The sequence below is a fragment of the Flavihumibacter stibioxidans genome (assembly GCF_014332695.1).
GTDB lineage: Bacteria > Bacteroidota > Bacteroidia > Chitinophagales > Chitinophagaceae > Flavihumibacter > Flavihumibacter stibioxidans.
Map to the genome: position 1 here is coordinate 130,406 of NZ_MBUA01000027.1, position 16,191 is coordinate 146,596.

At 48.1% G+C, this 16,191-nt stretch carries 15 protein-coding genes; 12 read left to right on the plus strand and 3 right to left on the minus strand.

Features of this window, described 5'->3' with window-relative positions:
• The first annotated feature begins 1 nt into the window (after nucleotide 1).
• The 5 genes from BC349_RS14430 (at nucleotide 2) to BC349_RS14450 (ending at nucleotide 4,900) form a co-directional block, all read left to right on the plus strand.
• Nucleotides 2–304, plus strand: coding sequence for a DUF952 domain-containing protein (locus BC349_RS14430; RefSeq protein ID WP_187257484.1), 303 nt, complete (start codon nucleotides 2–4; stop codon nucleotides 302–304).
• Between the two features lie 52 nt (nucleotides 305–356).
• The gene (locus tag BC349_RS14435) at nucleotides 357–2,054 is read left to right on the plus strand and encodes a L,D-transpeptidase family protein (RefSeq protein WP_187257485.1); all 1,698 of its coding nucleotides are present in this window, start codon (nucleotides 357–359) and stop codon (nucleotides 2,052–2,054) included.
• Nucleotides 2,055–2,059: 5 nt separating this feature from the next.
• Nucleotides 2,060–2,515, plus strand: coding sequence for a septal ring lytic transglycosylase RlpA family protein (locus tag BC349_RS14440; RefSeq protein ID WP_187257486.1), 456 nt, complete (start codon nucleotides 2,060–2,062; stop codon nucleotides 2,513–2,515).
• Between the two features lie 56 nt (nucleotides 2,516–2,571).
• Nucleotides 2,572–3,894, plus strand: coding sequence for an OmpA family protein (locus tag BC349_RS14445; RefSeq protein WP_187257487.1), 1,323 nt, complete (start codon nucleotides 2,572–2,574; stop codon nucleotides 3,892–3,894).
• Nucleotides 3,895–4,051: 157 nt separating this feature from the next.
• Entirely contained in the window at nucleotides 4,052–4,900 is an 849-nt protein-coding gene (locus BC349_RS14450) for a hypothetical protein (RefSeq protein WP_187257488.1), read from the plus strand.
• Here BC349_RS14450 and BC349_RS14455 read toward each other — a convergent pair whose 3' ends face one another.
• Nucleotides 4,901–7,315: a penicillin-binding protein 1A gene (locus BC349_RS14455; protein ID WP_187257489.1), complete on the minus strand. Its 2,415-nt coding sequence runs from the start codon at nucleotides 7,313–7,315 to the stop codon at nucleotides 4,901–4,903.
• A gap of 70 nt (nucleotides 7,316–7,385) precedes the next feature.
• Nucleotides 7,386–10,352 (minus strand): type IX secretion system periplasmic lipoprotein PorW/SprE, encoded by a 2,967-nt coding sequence (gene porW / locus BC349_RS14460; protein WP_187257490.1) that lies wholly within the window; start codon nucleotides 10,350–10,352, stop codon nucleotides 7,386–7,388.
• A 121-nt stretch (nucleotides 10,353–10,473) separates the two neighbouring features.
• On the opposite strand from porW, the gene BC349_RS14465 reads away from it, so the two are divergent.
• The 6 genes from BC349_RS14465 to BC349_RS14490 are packed head-to-tail and all read left to right on the plus strand — an operon-like array spanning nucleotide 10,474 to nucleotide 13,065.
• Nucleotides 10,474–10,869 (plus strand): hypothetical protein, encoded by a 396-nt coding sequence (locus tag BC349_RS14465; protein WP_187257491.1) that lies wholly within the window; start codon nucleotides 10,474–10,476, stop codon nucleotides 10,867–10,869.
• Between the two features lie 10 nt (nucleotides 10,870–10,879).
• Nucleotides 10,880–11,302: a bactofilin family protein gene (locus BC349_RS14470; RefSeq protein ID WP_187257492.1), complete on the plus strand. Its 423-nt coding sequence runs from the start codon at nucleotides 10,880–10,882 to the stop codon at nucleotides 11,300–11,302.
• On the plus strand, nucleotides 11,271–11,522 hold the full coding sequence (locus BC349_RS20240) for an AtpZ/AtpI family protein (protein ID WP_379802178.1): 252 nt from the start codon (nucleotides 11,271–11,273) through the stop codon (nucleotides 11,520–11,522). Before BC349_RS14470 ends, BC349_RS20240 begins: the two co-directional genes overlap by 32 nt.
• Nucleotides 11,497–11,898, plus strand: a complete 402-nt coding sequence (locus BC349_RS14480) for a hypothetical protein (RefSeq protein WP_187257494.1) — start codon at nucleotides 11,497–11,499, stop codon at nucleotides 11,896–11,898. The genes BC349_RS20240 and BC349_RS14480 overlap by 26 nt, the downstream gene beginning before the upstream one ends.
• A 3-nt stretch (nucleotides 11,899–11,901) precedes the next feature.
• Complete coding sequence (locus BC349_RS14485) at nucleotides 11,902–12,519, plus strand: SprT-like domain-containing protein (protein WP_187257495.1); 618 nt, start codon at nucleotides 11,902–11,904, stop codon at nucleotides 12,517–12,519.
• 3 nt (nucleotides 12,520–12,522) lie between these two features.
• The gene (locus BC349_RS14490) at nucleotides 12,523–13,065 is read left to right on the plus strand and encodes an outer membrane beta-barrel protein (RefSeq protein ID WP_187257496.1); all 543 of its coding nucleotides are present in this window, start codon (nucleotides 12,523–12,525) and stop codon (nucleotides 13,063–13,065) included.
• 7 nt (nucleotides 13,066–13,072) lie between these two features.
• Here the strand turns inward: BC349_RS14490 and BC349_RS14495 are convergent, their stop codons facing one another.
• Nucleotides 13,073–13,555: a GNAT family N-acetyltransferase gene (locus BC349_RS14495; RefSeq protein ID WP_187257497.1), complete on the minus strand. Its 483-nt coding sequence runs from the start codon at nucleotides 13,553–13,555 to the stop codon at nucleotides 13,073–13,075.
• 287 nt (nucleotides 13,556–13,842) lie between these two features.
• Here BC349_RS14495 and BC349_RS20125 point away from each other — a divergent pair, with 287 nt between their 5' ends.
• A complete protein-coding gene (locus tag BC349_RS20125) occupies nucleotides 13,843–16,161 on the plus strand; it encodes a TonB-dependent receptor (RefSeq protein WP_187257498.1) in 2,319 nt (772 codons plus the stop codon).
• Nucleotides 16,162–16,191 lie beyond the last annotated feature (30 nt).

Sequence of the window (16,191 nt, forward strand, 5' to 3'; positions counted from 1 at the left end):
TATGATTTATCATATTACAACCCTCCTGGAATGGGAAAAGGCCAAAACCTCAGGGTTTTATACAGCACCCTCACTGGCTGATGAAGGATTTATTCACGCCTCGCTGGATCACCAGGTAGAGGGGGTGCTGGGCAGGTATTATGCCGGCAAAACGGGCCTGGTTAAACTTGAAATTGATCCGGCAAAGCTGAGAAGCCAGCTGGTGCATGAATGGTCGCCTTCTACGCAGGATACCTTTCCGCATATCTATGGAGCCATTAACGTGGATGCGGTGGTGAATGAGGTGGTTGTTGTGGAGGGGTGAGAAATGAATGGGAATACTTATCTTGTATGGAAAGGATGTTCATTTTCCCCTAATGATAAAAAAGGACAGTAAAATTCTCTGCATAGTTTATCCGCTGGTGGCCGCACTGACCATCATTTTTGCCATATCCGGATGCCAGTCTCCTGCCAAACCTCCTGAGGAAATCGTAATCGTTGAACAACCGGAGGATATCATGGGGAAAGCCCAAAGCCAGTTAACGGAACTTCTTGGTTTTATCGGTGACTCCGGCGGAAAATTGAACGATTCCACACTTATTGCTAATGTTCCGGTTATTGAAAGCATTTATGAAGGGGGCGGTTTTCAGCCGCTCTGGAGCGATGCGAAAGAATGGCATCCTTCCGGCGACTCGCTGTTTAATATGATCAGCCAGGCAAAATTATATGGGCTGTTTCCGTCAGATTATCATTTACCCGCACTGTTGTCTATCAGAAACCAGGTGGTGATCGATACCATCGCTAAAAAGAATGTTGCACTCTGGACCAGGGCAGATATTTTACTGACAGATGCGTTTCTTAAACTTGCCACACACCTGAAATACGGACAACTGGAAAGGGACAGTATTTCCCTGCGGCCTGATTCTGCCTTCTCTCCTGAAAAACTCGCCAGCCTGCTTCAGGAAGTCATTTCCGGGAGCAATCCCAGAAACATACTGGAATCTCTCGAACCAGTCCACCAGCCTTATCGTGCCATCAGGGCCGCACTGCCGGCTTTTCTCGATTCCCTTGATTTCCGTAACTACCAGGTGATTCCGTATCCCAACGAGGATTCTCTGGAACATATTCGCAATGTAGCACTGCGTTTGCAGGAAGAAGGGCTCCTGGACAAGGGCTGGACCATTGATGATGCTGATTCATATGTAAGGGCTGTGAAAAAGTACCAACAGTCAATGGGAATTCCCGCAACAGGCTTTGCCGCTGAGTTAACGGTGAAAAGCCTGAATTTTACTGATTCGGAAAAGTTCAGGACAATTGCGATTAACCTACACCGTTACAGGCAGTTACCTGACAGCATGCCGGAGACTTATATCATAGTGAATCTTCCGGCCTATCAGCTCAGGGTTTATGATTATGATACAGTTGTGTTGGAGTCCAGAGTAATAGTGGGAGCTGCAAAAACCCCCACCCCTGTATTGAACAGCCAGATTACTAACGTAATCACCTACCCGCAGTGGACGGTTCCGTACAGTATCATCTTCAAGGAAATGCTGCCGAAGATCCAGAAAGATATCGGCTACCTGGCAAAGCAGAACCTGATGGTTGTTGATAAATACGACAGTGTTATCAGTCCCGAAACAATCGACTGGACTAAATTAAACCGCAGGAATTTTCCTTACCTGCTTCGCCAGCGCCAGGGCGATGACAATTCCCTGGGTGTGATGAAGTTTAATTTCAGGAACAAATACAGTGTGTACCTGCATGATACCAATGCCAGGGGCTTGTTTTCAAGAAATGCCAGGGCGCTTAGCCATGGTTGTGTGAGGGTACAGGAATGGGAAAAATTATCTCATTTCCTTGTCAGGGATGATGAAATCCGTTACCACCCTGATACAATAAAGGCCTGGATCAGCCGTCAGGAAAAACATATTATTTCTGATTTTTCGCATATTCCTATTTATATCAGGTATTTTACCTGCGAGGCCGGGGAGAAGGGGCTCCGGTTTTTTTCAGATATTTACGGCATCGACAAAATTTTGTCTGAAAAACATTTTAAGTCCAAACCTGTTAACTGAATACCATGAAGATCCTTCCCCGTATCATTCTGGCCCTTGGCCTGCTGTACAATGGATCGGCCATTTCCCAGGACTCCGCATCCCGGGTTAAACCTCCTGTAAAGAAAAAGCGCAAGTCCAATACGGACAAGATCCAGTTTGGGGTGGCAAGCTATTATGCCAAAAAGTTCCATGGCCGGAAAACTGCCAGTGGAGAACTCTACGATCATGATAAAATGACCGCTGCGCATAATGGTCTTCCGTTAGGTACCTGGATAAAAGTCACCAACCAGCGGAACGGCCGTTCTGTGATCGTAAAAGTCAATGACCGACTGCATTACAAAAATCCAAGGCTGGTAGATCTGTCGGGAGTGGCGGCTAAAAAACTGGGTTTTATCTCCAAGGGGCTGGTGAAAGTCAGGTTGGAAGTGTTAGGCAGGGAGAAACCTGCGGATATGACAATAACGGATGCGAATAAATAATTTCGAAGTTTAATAGGTAGGTTCTATTTTTGCCGCAGTGTAAATAAACTACGCATATGAAGAAACTTATATTTTCATTGTTAGCTGTATGCAGCCTTACCTCAGTAGCATTCAGCCAGGACAATGAATACAAAAAACGTCCCGCATTAGGTATTCATTTCTTCGGGAATGATTTTGAAACTCCCAGTAAAATCAGGTCAAGCTCCCTCAGCTCAGTTTTAAAAGATAACCAGTGGGCAAAGCTGGGAGATCATAATTTTGGATTTGCGGCTAATTACCTCCAGGGACTAACCAATCACCTTGATTTTTCCACTACGCTCGGATTGTCTTTCCTGAAATATCCCATTGAAGGGAAAAGCTCTAATAGCGATGCTGCCCTGTTCGAATGGGATGCAATGGTAAATGCCAAAATGTTGAGTGATAAATACTGGGTATCTCCGTATCTGTCTGCAGGTTTGGGCGCTTCCAAGTGGAAAGGTTATTTCGGTGCATTCCTTCCCGTTGGTGTTGGCTTGCAGGTTAACTTCTTTGATGAAGCTTTCCTGATGGTCAATTCACAGTACCGCATGAAGATCACCAATACCACCAACTACCATTTTTATCACAGCATAGGCTTTGCCGGAAATATTGGCAAACCAAGGGAAGTGAAAGTTATTCCTCCTCCGCCGCCGCCAGTGGTTGTGCCGGTCGATACGGATAAGGACGGAATCGTTGATTCTGTGGATGCCTGTCCTACAGAAGCCGGACTTCCTGCACTGAATGGTTGTCCTGATAAAGATGCCGACGGAATTGCCGATAAAGACGACAAGTGTCCTGATGTTCCGGGTATTGCCCGTTACCAGGGTTGTCCGATTCCCGATTCAGACAACGATGGCATTAACGATGAGGAAGATAAGTGTAAGGATGTGGCAGGCGTTGCCCGCTACCAGGGTTGCCCTATCCCTGATCGTGATAATGATGGTGTAAACGACGAAGAAGACAGGTGCCCCGATCTATCAGGTCCTGCAGATAACGGTGGTTGTCCCAAACTGGAAGCTTCCAAATTCAATGCAAGTGCCGTACAGTTTGTTACCGGAAGTTCAACCCTTACTGCTGCCGCCCGCAAGGAACTGGATAAAGCAGCCCGTATCCTGAATGAGCAGTATCCTCAGTTGAAAGTGGAAATTGCCGGTCATACCGATAATACCGGAAAAGCCGACAAAAACCAGGTACTCAGCGAGAAGCGTGCTGAATCAGTTAAAGCATACCTCATTAAGAAAAAGGTTGACGCAGAACGCCTGTCGACCATAGGCTTCGGCCAGGACCAGCCGGTAGCAGATAATGCAACCGTAGCAGGTCGCACCCAGAATCGTCGGGTGGAATTCAAAGTGAGCCAGTAAGCCCGGCTTTAAGACAAATACACAGAGAAAACCGGCTGTCCCAACCAGGGACAGCCGGTTTTTTACTGTCCATCACAGAATCCTGCGGTTTCATCATTATTGGGTTTTAGATTTCATTCCGGGAATGGAATTTTACCATGCTATTAAACCTTATAATATGAACCAGGATTACAACTCTAACGGCCACAAATGGCTCAGGGCAGGTTTCGCCCTGACCGCTTTGCTGATACTGATGATATCGGTATCCTTTACAAGCTCCCGAAAACTCAATGATGAACTCTGGAAACAGCTTGGCATATCCCGCCAGGAGGGAGAGAGCAAAATCAGGAACAGCTTTCTCGGTAGTTATCTTGACCATTACGGAGCAAAGGGTGCTTTGAAACTGGCGGCCGGGAGCCGGGCACAGGTAAGCAGGGAACTTCTGCAACATGCCAAATCCTACCTTAATGGTGCAGACTTCAGGACATGGTATGAAAACGAACGAAAACAAGCTATGCCGGCTGCACCTGCAAAACCTGTACGCAGTAAGGAAGATATCCGGAAGGAGAAGATCGAAGAGATGAAAAAAGGCATTGCGAGTTCGGAAGAGCTCATCAAAAAAATGCCGGAAATGGAAAAGGACATGAAGCCAACGCTGGAAATGTTCCGAAAAATGCTGAAGGATTATGAGGATCCCAAAAGCGAAACGATTGAAAATTATTACCAGGCCGAACTACAACAGTATGAATACCAGATGGCCTCTCACAAGGAGGACCTGGTAAAGTGGGAACAAAATTTTCCCAAAGATTCCAGGCTGCTGATTGCCAGGCAATTGAAAAAATACCTGGAAATTGCTGCAACAGTTGATTTCAATGCAAAACTCGAACCCAGATACGGGAAAATGAAGTTTGTCAATCCCGCATTTGAAGGCAAGGGAAGCGATTGGAAAATGATCTATCGCGCCGGCACGGAGGTTTATAATGTTACAAAGCCTTTTGCTGAGCAGTGGTTAAAGGAACTGCAGTAATTATTCTTCTTTATCTTTTTTGCCCCCGAATATTTTCCTGAGGATTCCTTTTTTCTTTTCCTTTGGAGGTTCGGGGGTGGTTTTATCCACCGGTTTTTTATCGTCTTTTTTATTGCCCTGGTTGGCTTCTTTTAAAACGTTCTCCTCCTCTGTACTCAGCTCTGATTCCACGGGAACATGGTTGGTGTCGGGCTCCATCATGTACTGATCTGCACCGCCATTGCCCTGGTCCACTCCTTCGGCGCCCGGAGGCGGGGTCTGGTCAATGATGTTCATGTAATCATACATGGTTTCATTACGCATCTGCTCGGGTTGTGAAAAGCGGGCTTCCCTGTCAATTCCCAGGGTTTTGTCGGCATATACTTTCTGGAAGAAATATTCCCAGATAGGTCTGGCTGCCTGGCCACCATATCCGAGTCCGCTTTCGAGGCGGATAAAACGGTCATCGCAACCTATCCAGGTTCCACCCAGCAATTGAGGAGTGAAGCCTATAAACCAGGCATCGGCGTTGTCATTGGTGGTTCCGGTTTTGCCTGCCATTTCCGCCGCACCCAGCCTGGCTCTCAGGCCTGCTGCGGTACCCACTTCCACCGGTCCGCCCAGCATTTTAGTGGTGGTATAGGCCGCAGCCTCACTGATCACCTGGTTCATTTTAGTCTGGAAGCTTTCCAGCACATTACCATTACGGTCCTCTATCCGGGTAATATAAGTCGGCTGCGTACTGAAGCCACGATTGGCAAACATGGTATAGCCATATAACATTTCGTACATGGAAAGGTCAACCGCGCCCAGGCAGATGGAAGGGTAGGCTTCCATCTTACTGTTGATATTGATATTGTGCAGGAATTCCACAAAGCGCTTAGGGCCGATCTGTTTCATTATATAAGCCGTGGCACAGTTCAGTGAATAGGTAAGGGCACTGGCCATACTAACGGTTTTGCCGCTGCAAACGGCTTTTGCGGGAACCAGCCCGAAACCCGGAAAGTCCTGGGCCACGTTTTCCACCGGCGTTTCAGGTGTAAAACCGGCTTCCTCAATGGCCTGGCAATAAAGGAAGGGCTTAATGGATGAACCCACCTGGCGTTTGGTATTGAGGTTTACGTGATCGTATTTGTAGGTTTTGAAATCTATGCCGCCCACCCAGGCTTTTACCTCACCTGTAACCGGGTCCATGACCATAAAGGAGGTTTGCAGCATCTGGCGGTGGTATTTGATGGAATCCAGTGGGGTCATCACTGTATCCTTCTCCCGGCGCGAATTCCAGGCAAAGACCTTCATGGGAATCTTCTGTTTGAAGCTGGCCCTGATCTCTTCTTCCGATAATCCGTCTTCCTTGCCATTCTGCCAGCGGTCGCTGTTTTTGATGGCAGCTTCCAGGATATTGTTACGGCCTTCCCAAACCTTTCCCTTTTTAACGGAATTCTGGGCGTTCAATGCTTTTTGCAAAACCGGCATGTGTTTGGCAACAGCTTCCTCTGCATAAATCTGCATCCGGGGGTTGATGGTAGTATAGATCCGCAGGCCATCCTTGTAAATATCGTATGGATCCCCGGTGGCGGGATTGGTATTTTCCTTGCACCATTTTTTGATGTCCTCGCGCAATACCTCCCTGAAATAGGGCGACAGTCCGGCCGTTTCATCCTGCTTCCGGTAGTTAAGTACAATGGGTTTGAGCTTGAGTTTATTCCCTTCCGCCTCTGTCAGGTAGCCGTTCTTGATCATCTGGTCCAGCACCACATTGCGGCGGTTCATGGCCGCTTTGGGATTGCGACGGGGATTGTATAGCGTATTTCCTTTCAGCAGTCCGATCAGCACGGAGGCTTCTTCAGGGGCAAGTCTGTCAGGTTCTTTCTGGAAAAATGTAAGCGCGGCATTCCGTATCCCATACACGTTCTCCCCAAAAGGAACCGTGTTCAGGTATAAGTTGAGAATTTCCTCCTTGGTGAAATTGCGTTCCAGTTTAATGGCGATAATCCATTCCTTTAATTTCTGAATCACCCTGGCAATGGGATTTTTTGCCCTTTCCGAGAACATATTGAGGGCCAGCTGCTGTGTAATGGTACTGCCCCCGCCTTCCCGGCCCATGAAAATAATTGCTCTTGCAACTGAACGACCATCAATCCCGGAATGTTCATAAAATCTTTCATCCTCCGTTGCAACCAGCGCATGGATCGCATGTTTCGAAATATCATCGTAATCCACATTGCTACGGTTACCCCTGTCCCGAAAATATTTGCCCATCAGCGTGCCATCCGATGCATACACTTCCGTAGCCTGAAGAATGGAAGGATTTTCCAGTTCACTGAGGGAGGGCAGCTTGCCAAATACACCTACATTGATCAGTAGCAACAACAAAGCGAAGGCGGCAAATCCGATAAAAAATATTTTCCAGAAAACACGGACGGTATGTTTCATAAATTTTTCCTGTTGATATGGGATGCTTCAAATATTGAGCCCTAAAATATAACTATTGATTAAATCTCTTTTAAAATTGATCGGGGAACAACTGTTTCAGGAAATCCCTGTAGGCAGGGAGATTCTTGCTGTCCATCAGCAGATTCATATTGTCCTCTGCCACCGGCAGGAAGTAGTATTTATCAGACTTTAACCAGGGAATGATCTCCCTTGGCGCCAGCTCACGTGCCTTTTTGATATATTCTATTGCCGCCTGCTCATTGGCAAGCCCCCTGATCGATACCATTTTAACGCTGTCAGTGAGCGACACAATCAGCACATTCATGGCATCATTGTAATACTTCTCCTTATTATATCGGGTAAATGCATTCCTTGTTTCATTTACATAAACCGGGTCCACATTATCGAGCACCACCACCACAAAATGGGGCTGGTCTGCATGCCGGTTGAACAGGCTGGCTACCGGGACTTTCGGTGCTTCCTTTTTCAGGCGGCTGCTGTCCGCTGCCGGTTTTTTTGTGTCAGCCAGGGGCTGCGGTCGGGCTGCAATGACAGTTTTTACAGTATCCGCTGCCACCACAATAGGGGGCAGGTCGGTTTGCGGTGCCGGTACGATGGTAGAGTCTTCTGCCGGTCTTTCAACCTGCAATTGGGTGAGATAGGCCTCAATTTCTGACCGCCGCTGCAATACACTTAAGAGGTTTTTGGCCTTTTCCGCGAGTCCATGTTCCGGGAACTGGCCGATGATCTGTTCAAGGGTTGATATTCCCAGGCTGTCATTTCTTTGTTTTACGTGGAATACGGCCTCAATATACAGCAGTTGCGGTGTCCAGTAATGATTCCCATAGATACTGTCTGCCCGCTTTTTGGCTGCCAGGGCTTCATCAAACCTGCCCGAAATGAACTGGTCGTAAATGCGGTCATAGGTTTCCGTGGCCTGCCTCGAATCAGCGCTGTCGGCCAGTTTTACAGCTTTGGGGTCAGTTGCCAGCATAGCCAGGCGACTGCCGGGGAATCCGGTGGTAAGTCGTTTGTTGGTGGCTGTTAATTCATCGGATTTTCCCAGCATCCGGTAGCAGATGGCCAGGTTATATAACACTTCGGCTTCCAGGGTACTGCCCGGGAACCTTTCCAGCAACTTCTCGTAGTGGCCGGCGGCACCTGCATAATCTTCCAGTTGGTTCTGCAGGGTGTATGCCAGCAGGAAATTTGCCTCCCGGATGGAATCATTCGAGGTTTTCATCGCCGCTTCCGTAAGCGGTATACCCGCCACCAGTTTCTCCAGGCTTGGATCGGTGTCCGAAATCTCTTCCTGCTTTTCGGCCGCTGCGGCGACTTCTTTTTTCAGGGGTTGGTTGGCCGTTCCGCTGCTGAGCCTCCAGTTGTCTGCATTGGGCCGGTTCCCCCATTTATTACGGAATTCATTAAATCCGCGGCTTTTAAGGGCATTGTTGTAAAAATACCATTCGCCGGCATTTTGGCTGGTGAACAGGTCGGTGGGGGCTGCATTGGCACCGGCCTGGAAGCCCGGCGCTGCAGGCCTGCCTGCTGTTTCTTCTTCTGTCAGGCCTTTCTGTTTGCGTAATTGCCGCAGTGTTTTTTTCAGGAGGGCAGTCCTTTCTTCCTCTGGCATGGCGGCCAGCAATTGCAGGCTGTCCTGCCTTTTTATGATGGCATATTGTGAGGTGATGATCTCAAGGATCACCATCTTTTTAGCCACCGGTGCTTTTAGTGTGTCGGGAAGGAGGTTGGCATCAATGCTGTCGTAGTATTGTTTGGCAGGCTGGTAATCCCTCCTGTCGAAGCTGACATCAGCCAGCATGAGGTAAGACATGGCCTTTTGTGAAGTATTGGGCCTGCTGTATTTTACACTTTTCAGCAGATGGCCCTGGGCTTCGGGCAGCAGGTTTTGCTTTACCTCTATCTTACCAATGGTATAATATATGAGGTCGCGATAGTTGTGGTATTTCTCCCGCCGGGCCATTTTCTCCAGGTTGGTGATCACCGTCTGCCAGTTCATGTCTTCTGTTCCGGTGAATTGTTGCGCTGCCTGCAACTGTGCGGCCACTTCCATCACAGGGTCCAGCGTATGACGTATACAGCGCAGGAAAGCATCCCTGGCCTTGTCTGTTAGTCCGGCCCGGTCATAGAGTTGTCCCAACAGGTACTCCCACCTGGCTGATTCCTGTTTGCTGGCGGCGGCAGGCAGGGCTTTTTCAAGGTAAAATGCGGCGCTGTCATATTGGCTCCGCTGGTAGAACCACCAGGCAGTTACTTCGGCCAGTTGGGGAGCCAGCCTTTCAGGGAAGGTCGGGTCATTGCGAAGGGTTTGAATAAGGGTGGCTGCTTCCCCCAGGGCATTCCGGGAGATATGTGTGCGGACCAGCCAGACCAGAGCGTCGTTGCGGCTGGGTGGCCTTGAAAAAGCCTTGTCAATAATATTCCTGTTCTCCACAGTGGATACTTTCAATACATTGCCTCCTTCATTGGCATTGCTGGCAATCACTTTGTCGAATCCATCCTCCTCCTTGGGTGAAAAAGCATAGTTCATGTACTGGAAGCTCATGAATGCCGTGTCAAGGGTATTGCGGTAGTAATAGGCCTGGCCCATCAACAGGTATAGATTGTCCATCCAGTTGCTCCGGAGATCATGCAGGTATATCCCGGCATTCACCTTATAAATAACGGAATCAAGTTCAGTCTTCTGGCTGGAAGTATTTTCCAGGGTGTAATTGTAAAAACTGAGCAGTTCTGAATACTGGTCTGTATGGGAAGCCTTGGCAGATTCAAGAACCTGGTTCAGCTTGTTCTGTGCATTGAAAAAATAATTGTAGTGGGTATAAGTGTTCTGGAAGAAACGCCTGGGGGCGGTGAATTTTTTTTCACCGGTTTTTTCGGCCCTCAACTGCCTGTTTTCATATTTCTTGGGTTTCCGGAGGTCATCTGCACTGAGCGTAGGCTGCCCCATTCCGGGTAAAAAACAGGAAAGAAATACAGTGAGAGGAATAAGGTATCTGATGCCCCTGGTGTTAATCATCTGCGCAAACTAAATTGATAATAACTCTCCGGCAAGAAAATTATTTTAAAGTTAGCCAAATTATTTGGCTTGATTTTTATGTAAGTTGTGTCCGGTTTTCACCAATAACAGAACAATTTTAATGCCTGAAAGCAATACTAATACCACTTTTAAACGTTTACGTAACAGGTATCGCCTGGTTGTGATGAACGACGACAGCTACGAGGAGGTCGTAACCTTCAAATTGTCGAGGCTGAGTGTGTATATCGGGCTGAGTACCATTTTTGTATTGCTGACCGGGTTGACAGTGGCTTTGATTGTGTTTACACCGTTAAAGTTGTATATTCCGGGTTATGGCAGCGCCAGTGCCACCAAAGAACTGAGGCAACTGAAGATCCGGACAGATTCACTGGAGCAGGCCATGCAGTACAAAGACCAGTATTTACAAAGTATCAGGAGTGTTTTACAGGGAGATGTGACGGTTAAGCTGGATACAACCTCGCTTAACATTCCGCCAACTGAAACAACCACAGATTAAATCCAAAGCTATGTTCAACGGAAAATCCAAGTCAGAAGCTGCATCCGAAGTAAGCAGCAGCAACAGTACCAGTTTAATCGGAAACGGCACCACCCTCAAAGGGGATATCTCCAGTAACGGAGACCTCCGGATTGACGGAAAGCTGATCGGCAATGTGCACAGTACCGCAAAAGTGGTTATTGGTGCCAACGGCATCGTGGAAGGCGATATCCATGGCGTTCAGGCTGATATCATGGGGAAAGTAACCGGCACCATCAGGGTAAAGGAACTGCTGCAACTGAAAGCAAGCGGTGTGGTGAATGGCAATATCCATGCAGGCAAACTGCAGATTGAGCCGGCCGCAACCTTCAATGGCGGCTGCCATATGGGAGCAGATGCTACACCTGCTGCCACTAACATAAATGAAAAGCAAAAAGATACCAAAGCCGCCTGATAAAGGCAGTTCTTTGTTGCAATATATAGGCCTGGGCAGCCAGCTGATGGCAGCCCTGGGCCTTTCTGTGTATATAGGTATCCGTGCCGACAAAAAACTAAAGTCTGAAACCCCTTTATTGGTTTGGATATTACCTTTGCTCGTAATTTGCGTCACCATTTATAAACTTGTAAAAGAAACCGCAAAACCAAATAATGGAAAAGAACCATCCGGGTCATAAAAAGGCATATTACAGCCTTGTGCTGGTTTTCCTGCTTGTCAACACCATTGCCCTTACCCTGAAAAGCAAACTTCAGGCTGCCGGCATGGATACCACCATCCTGATCGCAGGCAACCTTCTGCTTTTCCTGATTTTTCTTGTATCCATGTTCCTGAATCTGGGAGCGGTGAACCACCAGTCGACCCATGTTTTTATGCGCAATGTGTATAGTGGCATGCTGTTGAAACTCTTCGGGGTGGCTATTGCCGCCTTCATTTATATTTACCTCGAAAGAGAATGGGTAAATAAAGCAGCCCTTTTTACCTGTATGTTCCTGTATTTCGTTTACACCATCATAGAATTGCGGGTAGTGCTGAAAATGACCAAGACCCACTGATCCATGCCCAAAAAGGAATATCCTTTATTACAGTTATCACATTTTTTACCCGAAGGATCTTTCGACCTGGTAGCCCGTTACCTGCATGATTATAAGGTACACCTGACCATAACCCGGGAACGAAGAACCGTGCTGGGTGATTACCGGCATGCCATCCGTGACCGTAACCACAGGATCAGCGTGAATGGAAACCTGAACCGCTATGCTTTCCTGATAACCCTGGTGCATGAACTGGCGCACCTGGTCACTTTTGAACAATATGGTAACAGGGTGGCCGCGCATGGGAAAGAATGGAAGCACCTGTACAGGTTGCTGTTGCAGAATTTTCTCGGACAACAATTGTTCCCGGACGATGTGGAACAGGCCCTGCTGAAAAGCCTGCACAACCTTCCGGCCAGCAGTTGTGCCGACGAGCACCTGATGCGGGTATTAAGGAACCACGATCATCCCGATACCAGGGGAACACTGGTGGAGGAAATTCCCGAAGGAAGCCATTTCGTGATTGAAGGCGGAAGGGTTTTCAGCAAGGGGAAAAAATTAAGAAAACGTTACCAGTGTAAAGAACTGGCTACAGGAAAGTTGTATCTTTTCAGTGGCTTATATGAAGTCGTTAAATTGTAGAATATGAAAAAATTCCTGGTCCTGCTTGGCGGGGTTTTGATGGCAACTGTTTCCATAAAAGCCCAGACAGAGAAAGCAGACTGGCTGGTGGGAGGCAATTTTACTTTAAACACTACCACCAATACAACTTTCAGCCTTACCCCCGCAGCCGGCTATTTTTTTCTGAAAAACTTTGCAGCAGGCGGCACATTTAACTTCCTGTACAATAAAGCCGGCGATGACAAGACCACTGCATTCGGCCTTGGTCCCTTTGCCCGTTATTATTTCGGGAAAAATAACCTGAAGCCCTTTGCTCATACCGAATACCTGTTCACTTCCGTAAAAGTGGAAGGCCCGGGCTTTTCCAGCACCTCCAACGGGGCAGATTTCTTCATCGGACCCGGACTGGCTGCATTTGTAAATGAACATGTGGCCATCGAAACCCTGGTGGGCTATGCCAATTCCAATTATTCCGGTTCTTCCAATGATGGCGGACTTGCCCTCCGGATCGGTTTCCAGATTTATTTATCACCCAGGGGAATTGTTGAGACCTATAAGTCCAATTAACGGGAACTCAGATATCCTTCAGCATCCAGACATCACAGCCGAAATGACCCGAATTACCCAGCGGGCCCTCCAGGTAGCTGAAGCCGAATTTCTCATACACACTCACAGCCTTACGTAACTCGGGCATGGTTTCGAGGTAAACCTGGTGATAACCCATTGCTTTGGCTGTTTCGAGGATGTGGGCTATCAACCTGCGACCCAGCCCTTTCCCCCTTGCTTCGGCACTGAGGTACATTTTTACCAGTTCACCACAACCTTCCGGCAGTCCCTCGGTGGGAAAAATGCCTGCACCGCCTATGATTTTGCCGTTTTCAACAGCAACAAAATATGCACTTCCGGGATGCCGGAACAATTCATACAAGTGGTCGGTGGATTCGTCGTAGTATACGGTGCCTGGTTTGTTGGCACCGAATTCGGTCAGGGCCGTCCGGATGATGGTGGCCAGCAGGGGATTGTCTGCCGGTTCTATGGGTCTGATCTTCAGGTTCATGCCACAAAATTATGGCGAAGAAATGAACCGTTGTGAAGGATTTGGGGGATTATGCCAGCACCATGGCAAATACAGAATAAAATACAACCAGTGAGGTAAAGATGGCTGCCAGGAAAAGCTTGTCGGCATTTTTTGTCTGCTTCATTTAAACAGGGTTTATATGGCGGTAATATGCCAATAACGTGCCAACCCGGGAAATATTATCCAAAAACCTAATAATTGAATTCAGTCCAGTCATATATTTTTCATTAAATTTGTCTAAAAATAAATTTAGACAAGCCTAAATAATGAATAAGCATTTTTCATTCCTGCTGCTGCTGGCATTGGCATTTACCACTCTTCGGGCCCAGGAAACCTGGCTCAGGGGGAAAGTGGTGAAGTGGGGAAGTGATGAGCCATTGATTGCCGCTACCGTCCGCATTGAAAGCAGTGGCAAATCGGTCATAACGGGTTCCGCCGGTGGGTTCCGGCTGAGCCTGGGAAAAGTGGCGGACAGCATTTCTGCCACCGGGCTGGTACTGGTGGTGTCGGCAGTGGGATTTGAAACGCTGAAACTGCCTGCATCGGTTGGGGAAATGCTGATCCGCCTGCAGCCATCCCGCAGGGAAATGGATGAAGTAGTGGTAACGGGAACCATGCGGGCGGTACAGCGCAGTGCCAGCCCTGTGCCGGTGGAAGTCTATTCTCCCCAGTTCTTCAGGAAAAACCCAACCCCTACCATATTTGATGCGCTGCAACTGGTAAACGGCATTCGCCCGCAGTTGAACTGTAATGTCTGCAACACCGGTGATATCCATATTAACGGACTCGAAGGCCCCTATACCATGGTACTGATAGACGGTATGCCAATCGTGAGCAGCCTGGCTTCCGTGTACGGATTGCAGGGAATCCCCAATTCACTGGTGGAAAGGATTGAAGTAGTAAAAGGGCCGGCTTCCTCCTTGTATGGATCCGAAGCCATAGGGGGGCTGATCAATATCATCACCAAACATCCCCGTAAAGCGCCTGCACTGGCAATTGAATACAATGGTACAAGCCGGCGCGAACATAATTTCGATGCGGGATTTAAGTTCCGGAGCGGAAGGAAAAGCCAGGCCCTGACCGGGCTGAACTATTACAATTCCACCCATCGGTACGACAGGAATAAAGATAATTTTACAGATGTTACCCTGCAAAACCGGTTGTCGGTTTTTCAGAAAGTCAACTGGAACCGGAAAGACAACAGGGCGGGTGCAATTGCCATCCGGTTTATAACCGAGGACCGCTGGGGCGGTGAAATGCAGTGGGCCAGGAAGTTTCGTGGCGGCGATTCCGTATATGGGGAACAAATCAGTACCAACAGGGCCGAACTGATCGGAAACTACCAGTTACCAACAACCGAAAAATTGCTTTTTTCATTTTCTGCCAATACCCATTCCCAGCGTTCGGCTTATGGCAATATCATTTTTAATGCCAGCCAGCACATTGGTTTCGGCCAGCTTACCTGGGAGAAGGATGCAGGAGAGCATCACCAACTGCTGGCAGGTATAGTTGGCCGTTATACCTGGTACGATGATAATACCATTGTAACTGCTGATACAACCGGAATGCACAACCTCCCCGAAAAAATTCTTCTTCCCGGCATTTTCCTTCAGGACGATATCTCCCTGGGTGACCACCATCAGTTGCTGCTGGGTGTCCGTTATGATTACGACAAAAGACATGGCAATATTATCACACCCCGACTGGCCTGGAAATGGAAGCTTTCGGCAATGGATCACCTGCGCTTTAACCTGGGTACGGGTTTCAGGGTGGTTAACCTCTTCACCGAAGACCACGCGGCCCTTACCGGTGCCCGCAAGGTTGAAATTGATGGTGAACTGAAGCCCGAGAGGAGTTATAACGGTAACCTGAATTACACCAGGAAATTTACCCTTGACAATGGTTACATTAACCTGGAAGCGGCCGCCTGGTATACCTATTTTTCCAACCGGATCCTGCCCGACTATGAAACTGATCCTGACAAGATCATATATGCTAACCTTGATGGTTATGCGGAATCAAAAGGGTTCAGCCTTAACCTGGAAGCAGCTTTCCTGAACAACCTCCGTCTGACTTCGGGTTTCACCCTGCAGGATGTGAGCGTTACGGAAAAAGGTTCCGGCGGGAAAAAGACAACAAGGCAGCAGATGCTGACCGAACCGTGGTCCGGTACCTGGACCATTTCCTACAGTTTTGGAAAATCAGGCTGGTCGCTGGATTATACCGGTAATATTTATGGCCCAATGTTGCTGCCCCTGGCATCTTCACTGGATCCGCGCAATCCGAAATCCCCGGTATGGAGCCTGCAAAACCTGCAGCTCAGCCACAAAGGCAGTAATGGCATTGAATGGTTTGGCGGCGTTAAAAACCTGCTGGACTTTACCCCTGCGCGAAACAATCCCTTCATCATTGCCAGGGCTGATGACCCCTTTGACAAAAGAGTAATCAGGGCACCGGACGGTAAGGTGACAGCCACTCCTGACAATCCCTATGCCCTGAGTTTTGACCCCAACTATGTGTTTGCACCCAACCAGGGAAGGAAAATTTTCATCGGTTTCAGATATGCATGGAAAGGCCATGAGTGATGAAAATCACTTCGATGGTAGGCTATTCCT

What these genes read in the sequence shown, in the direction of transcription:
- BC349_RS14430 (WP_187257484.1), top strand. Translation starts at nt 2, where the DNA reads ATGATTTATCATATTACAACCCTCCTGGAATGGGAAAAGGCCAAAACC.
- BC349_RS14435 (WP_187257485.1), top strand. Translation starts at nt 357, where the DNA reads ATGATAAAAAAGGACAGTAAAATTCTCTGCATAGTTTATCCGCTGGTG.
- BC349_RS14440 (WP_187257486.1), top strand. Translation starts at nt 2,060, where the DNA reads ATGAAGATCCTTCCCCGTATCATTCTGGCCCTTGGCCTGCTGTACAAT.
- BC349_RS14445 (WP_187257487.1), top strand. Translation starts at nt 2,572, where the DNA reads ATGAAGAAACTTATATTTTCATTGTTAGCTGTATGCAGCCTTACCTCA.
- BC349_RS14450 (WP_187257488.1), top strand. Translation starts at nt 4,052, where the DNA reads ATGAACCAGGATTACAACTCTAACGGCCACAAATGGCTCAGGGCAGGT.
- BC349_RS14455 (WP_187257489.1), bottom strand. Translation starts at nt 7,315, where the DNA reads ATGAAACATACCGTCCGTGTTTTCTGGAAAATATTTTTTATCGGATTT.
- porW (WP_187257490.1), bottom strand. Translation starts at nt 10,352, where the DNA reads ATGATTAACACCAGGGGCATCAGATACCTTATTCCTCTCACTGTATTT.
- BC349_RS14465 (WP_187257491.1), top strand. Translation starts at nt 10,474, where the DNA reads ATGCCTGAAAGCAATACTAATACCACTTTTAAACGTTTACGTAACAGG.
- BC349_RS14470 (WP_187257492.1), top strand. Translation starts at nt 10,880, where the DNA reads ATGTTCAACGGAAAATCCAAGTCAGAAGCTGCATCCGAAGTAAGCAGC.
- BC349_RS20240 (WP_379802178.1), top strand. Translation starts at nt 11,271, where the DNA reads ATGAAAAGCAAAAAGATACCAAAGCCGCCTGATAAAGGCAGTTCTTTG.
- BC349_RS14480 (WP_187257494.1), top strand. Translation starts at nt 11,497, where the DNA reads ATGGAAAAGAACCATCCGGGTCATAAAAAGGCATATTACAGCCTTGTG.
- BC349_RS14485 (WP_187257495.1), top strand. Translation starts at nt 11,902, where the DNA reads ATGCCCAAAAAGGAATATCCTTTATTACAGTTATCACATTTTTTACCC.
- BC349_RS14490 (WP_187257496.1), top strand. Translation starts at nt 12,523, where the DNA reads ATGAAAAAATTCCTGGTCCTGCTTGGCGGGGTTTTGATGGCAACTGTT.
- BC349_RS14495 (WP_187257497.1), bottom strand. Translation starts at nt 13,555, where the DNA reads ATGAACCTGAAGATCAGACCCATAGAACCGGCAGACAATCCCCTGCTG.
- BC349_RS20125 (WP_187257498.1), top strand. Translation starts at nt 13,843, where the DNA reads ATGAATAAGCATTTTTCATTCCTGCTGCTGCTGGCATTGGCATTTACC.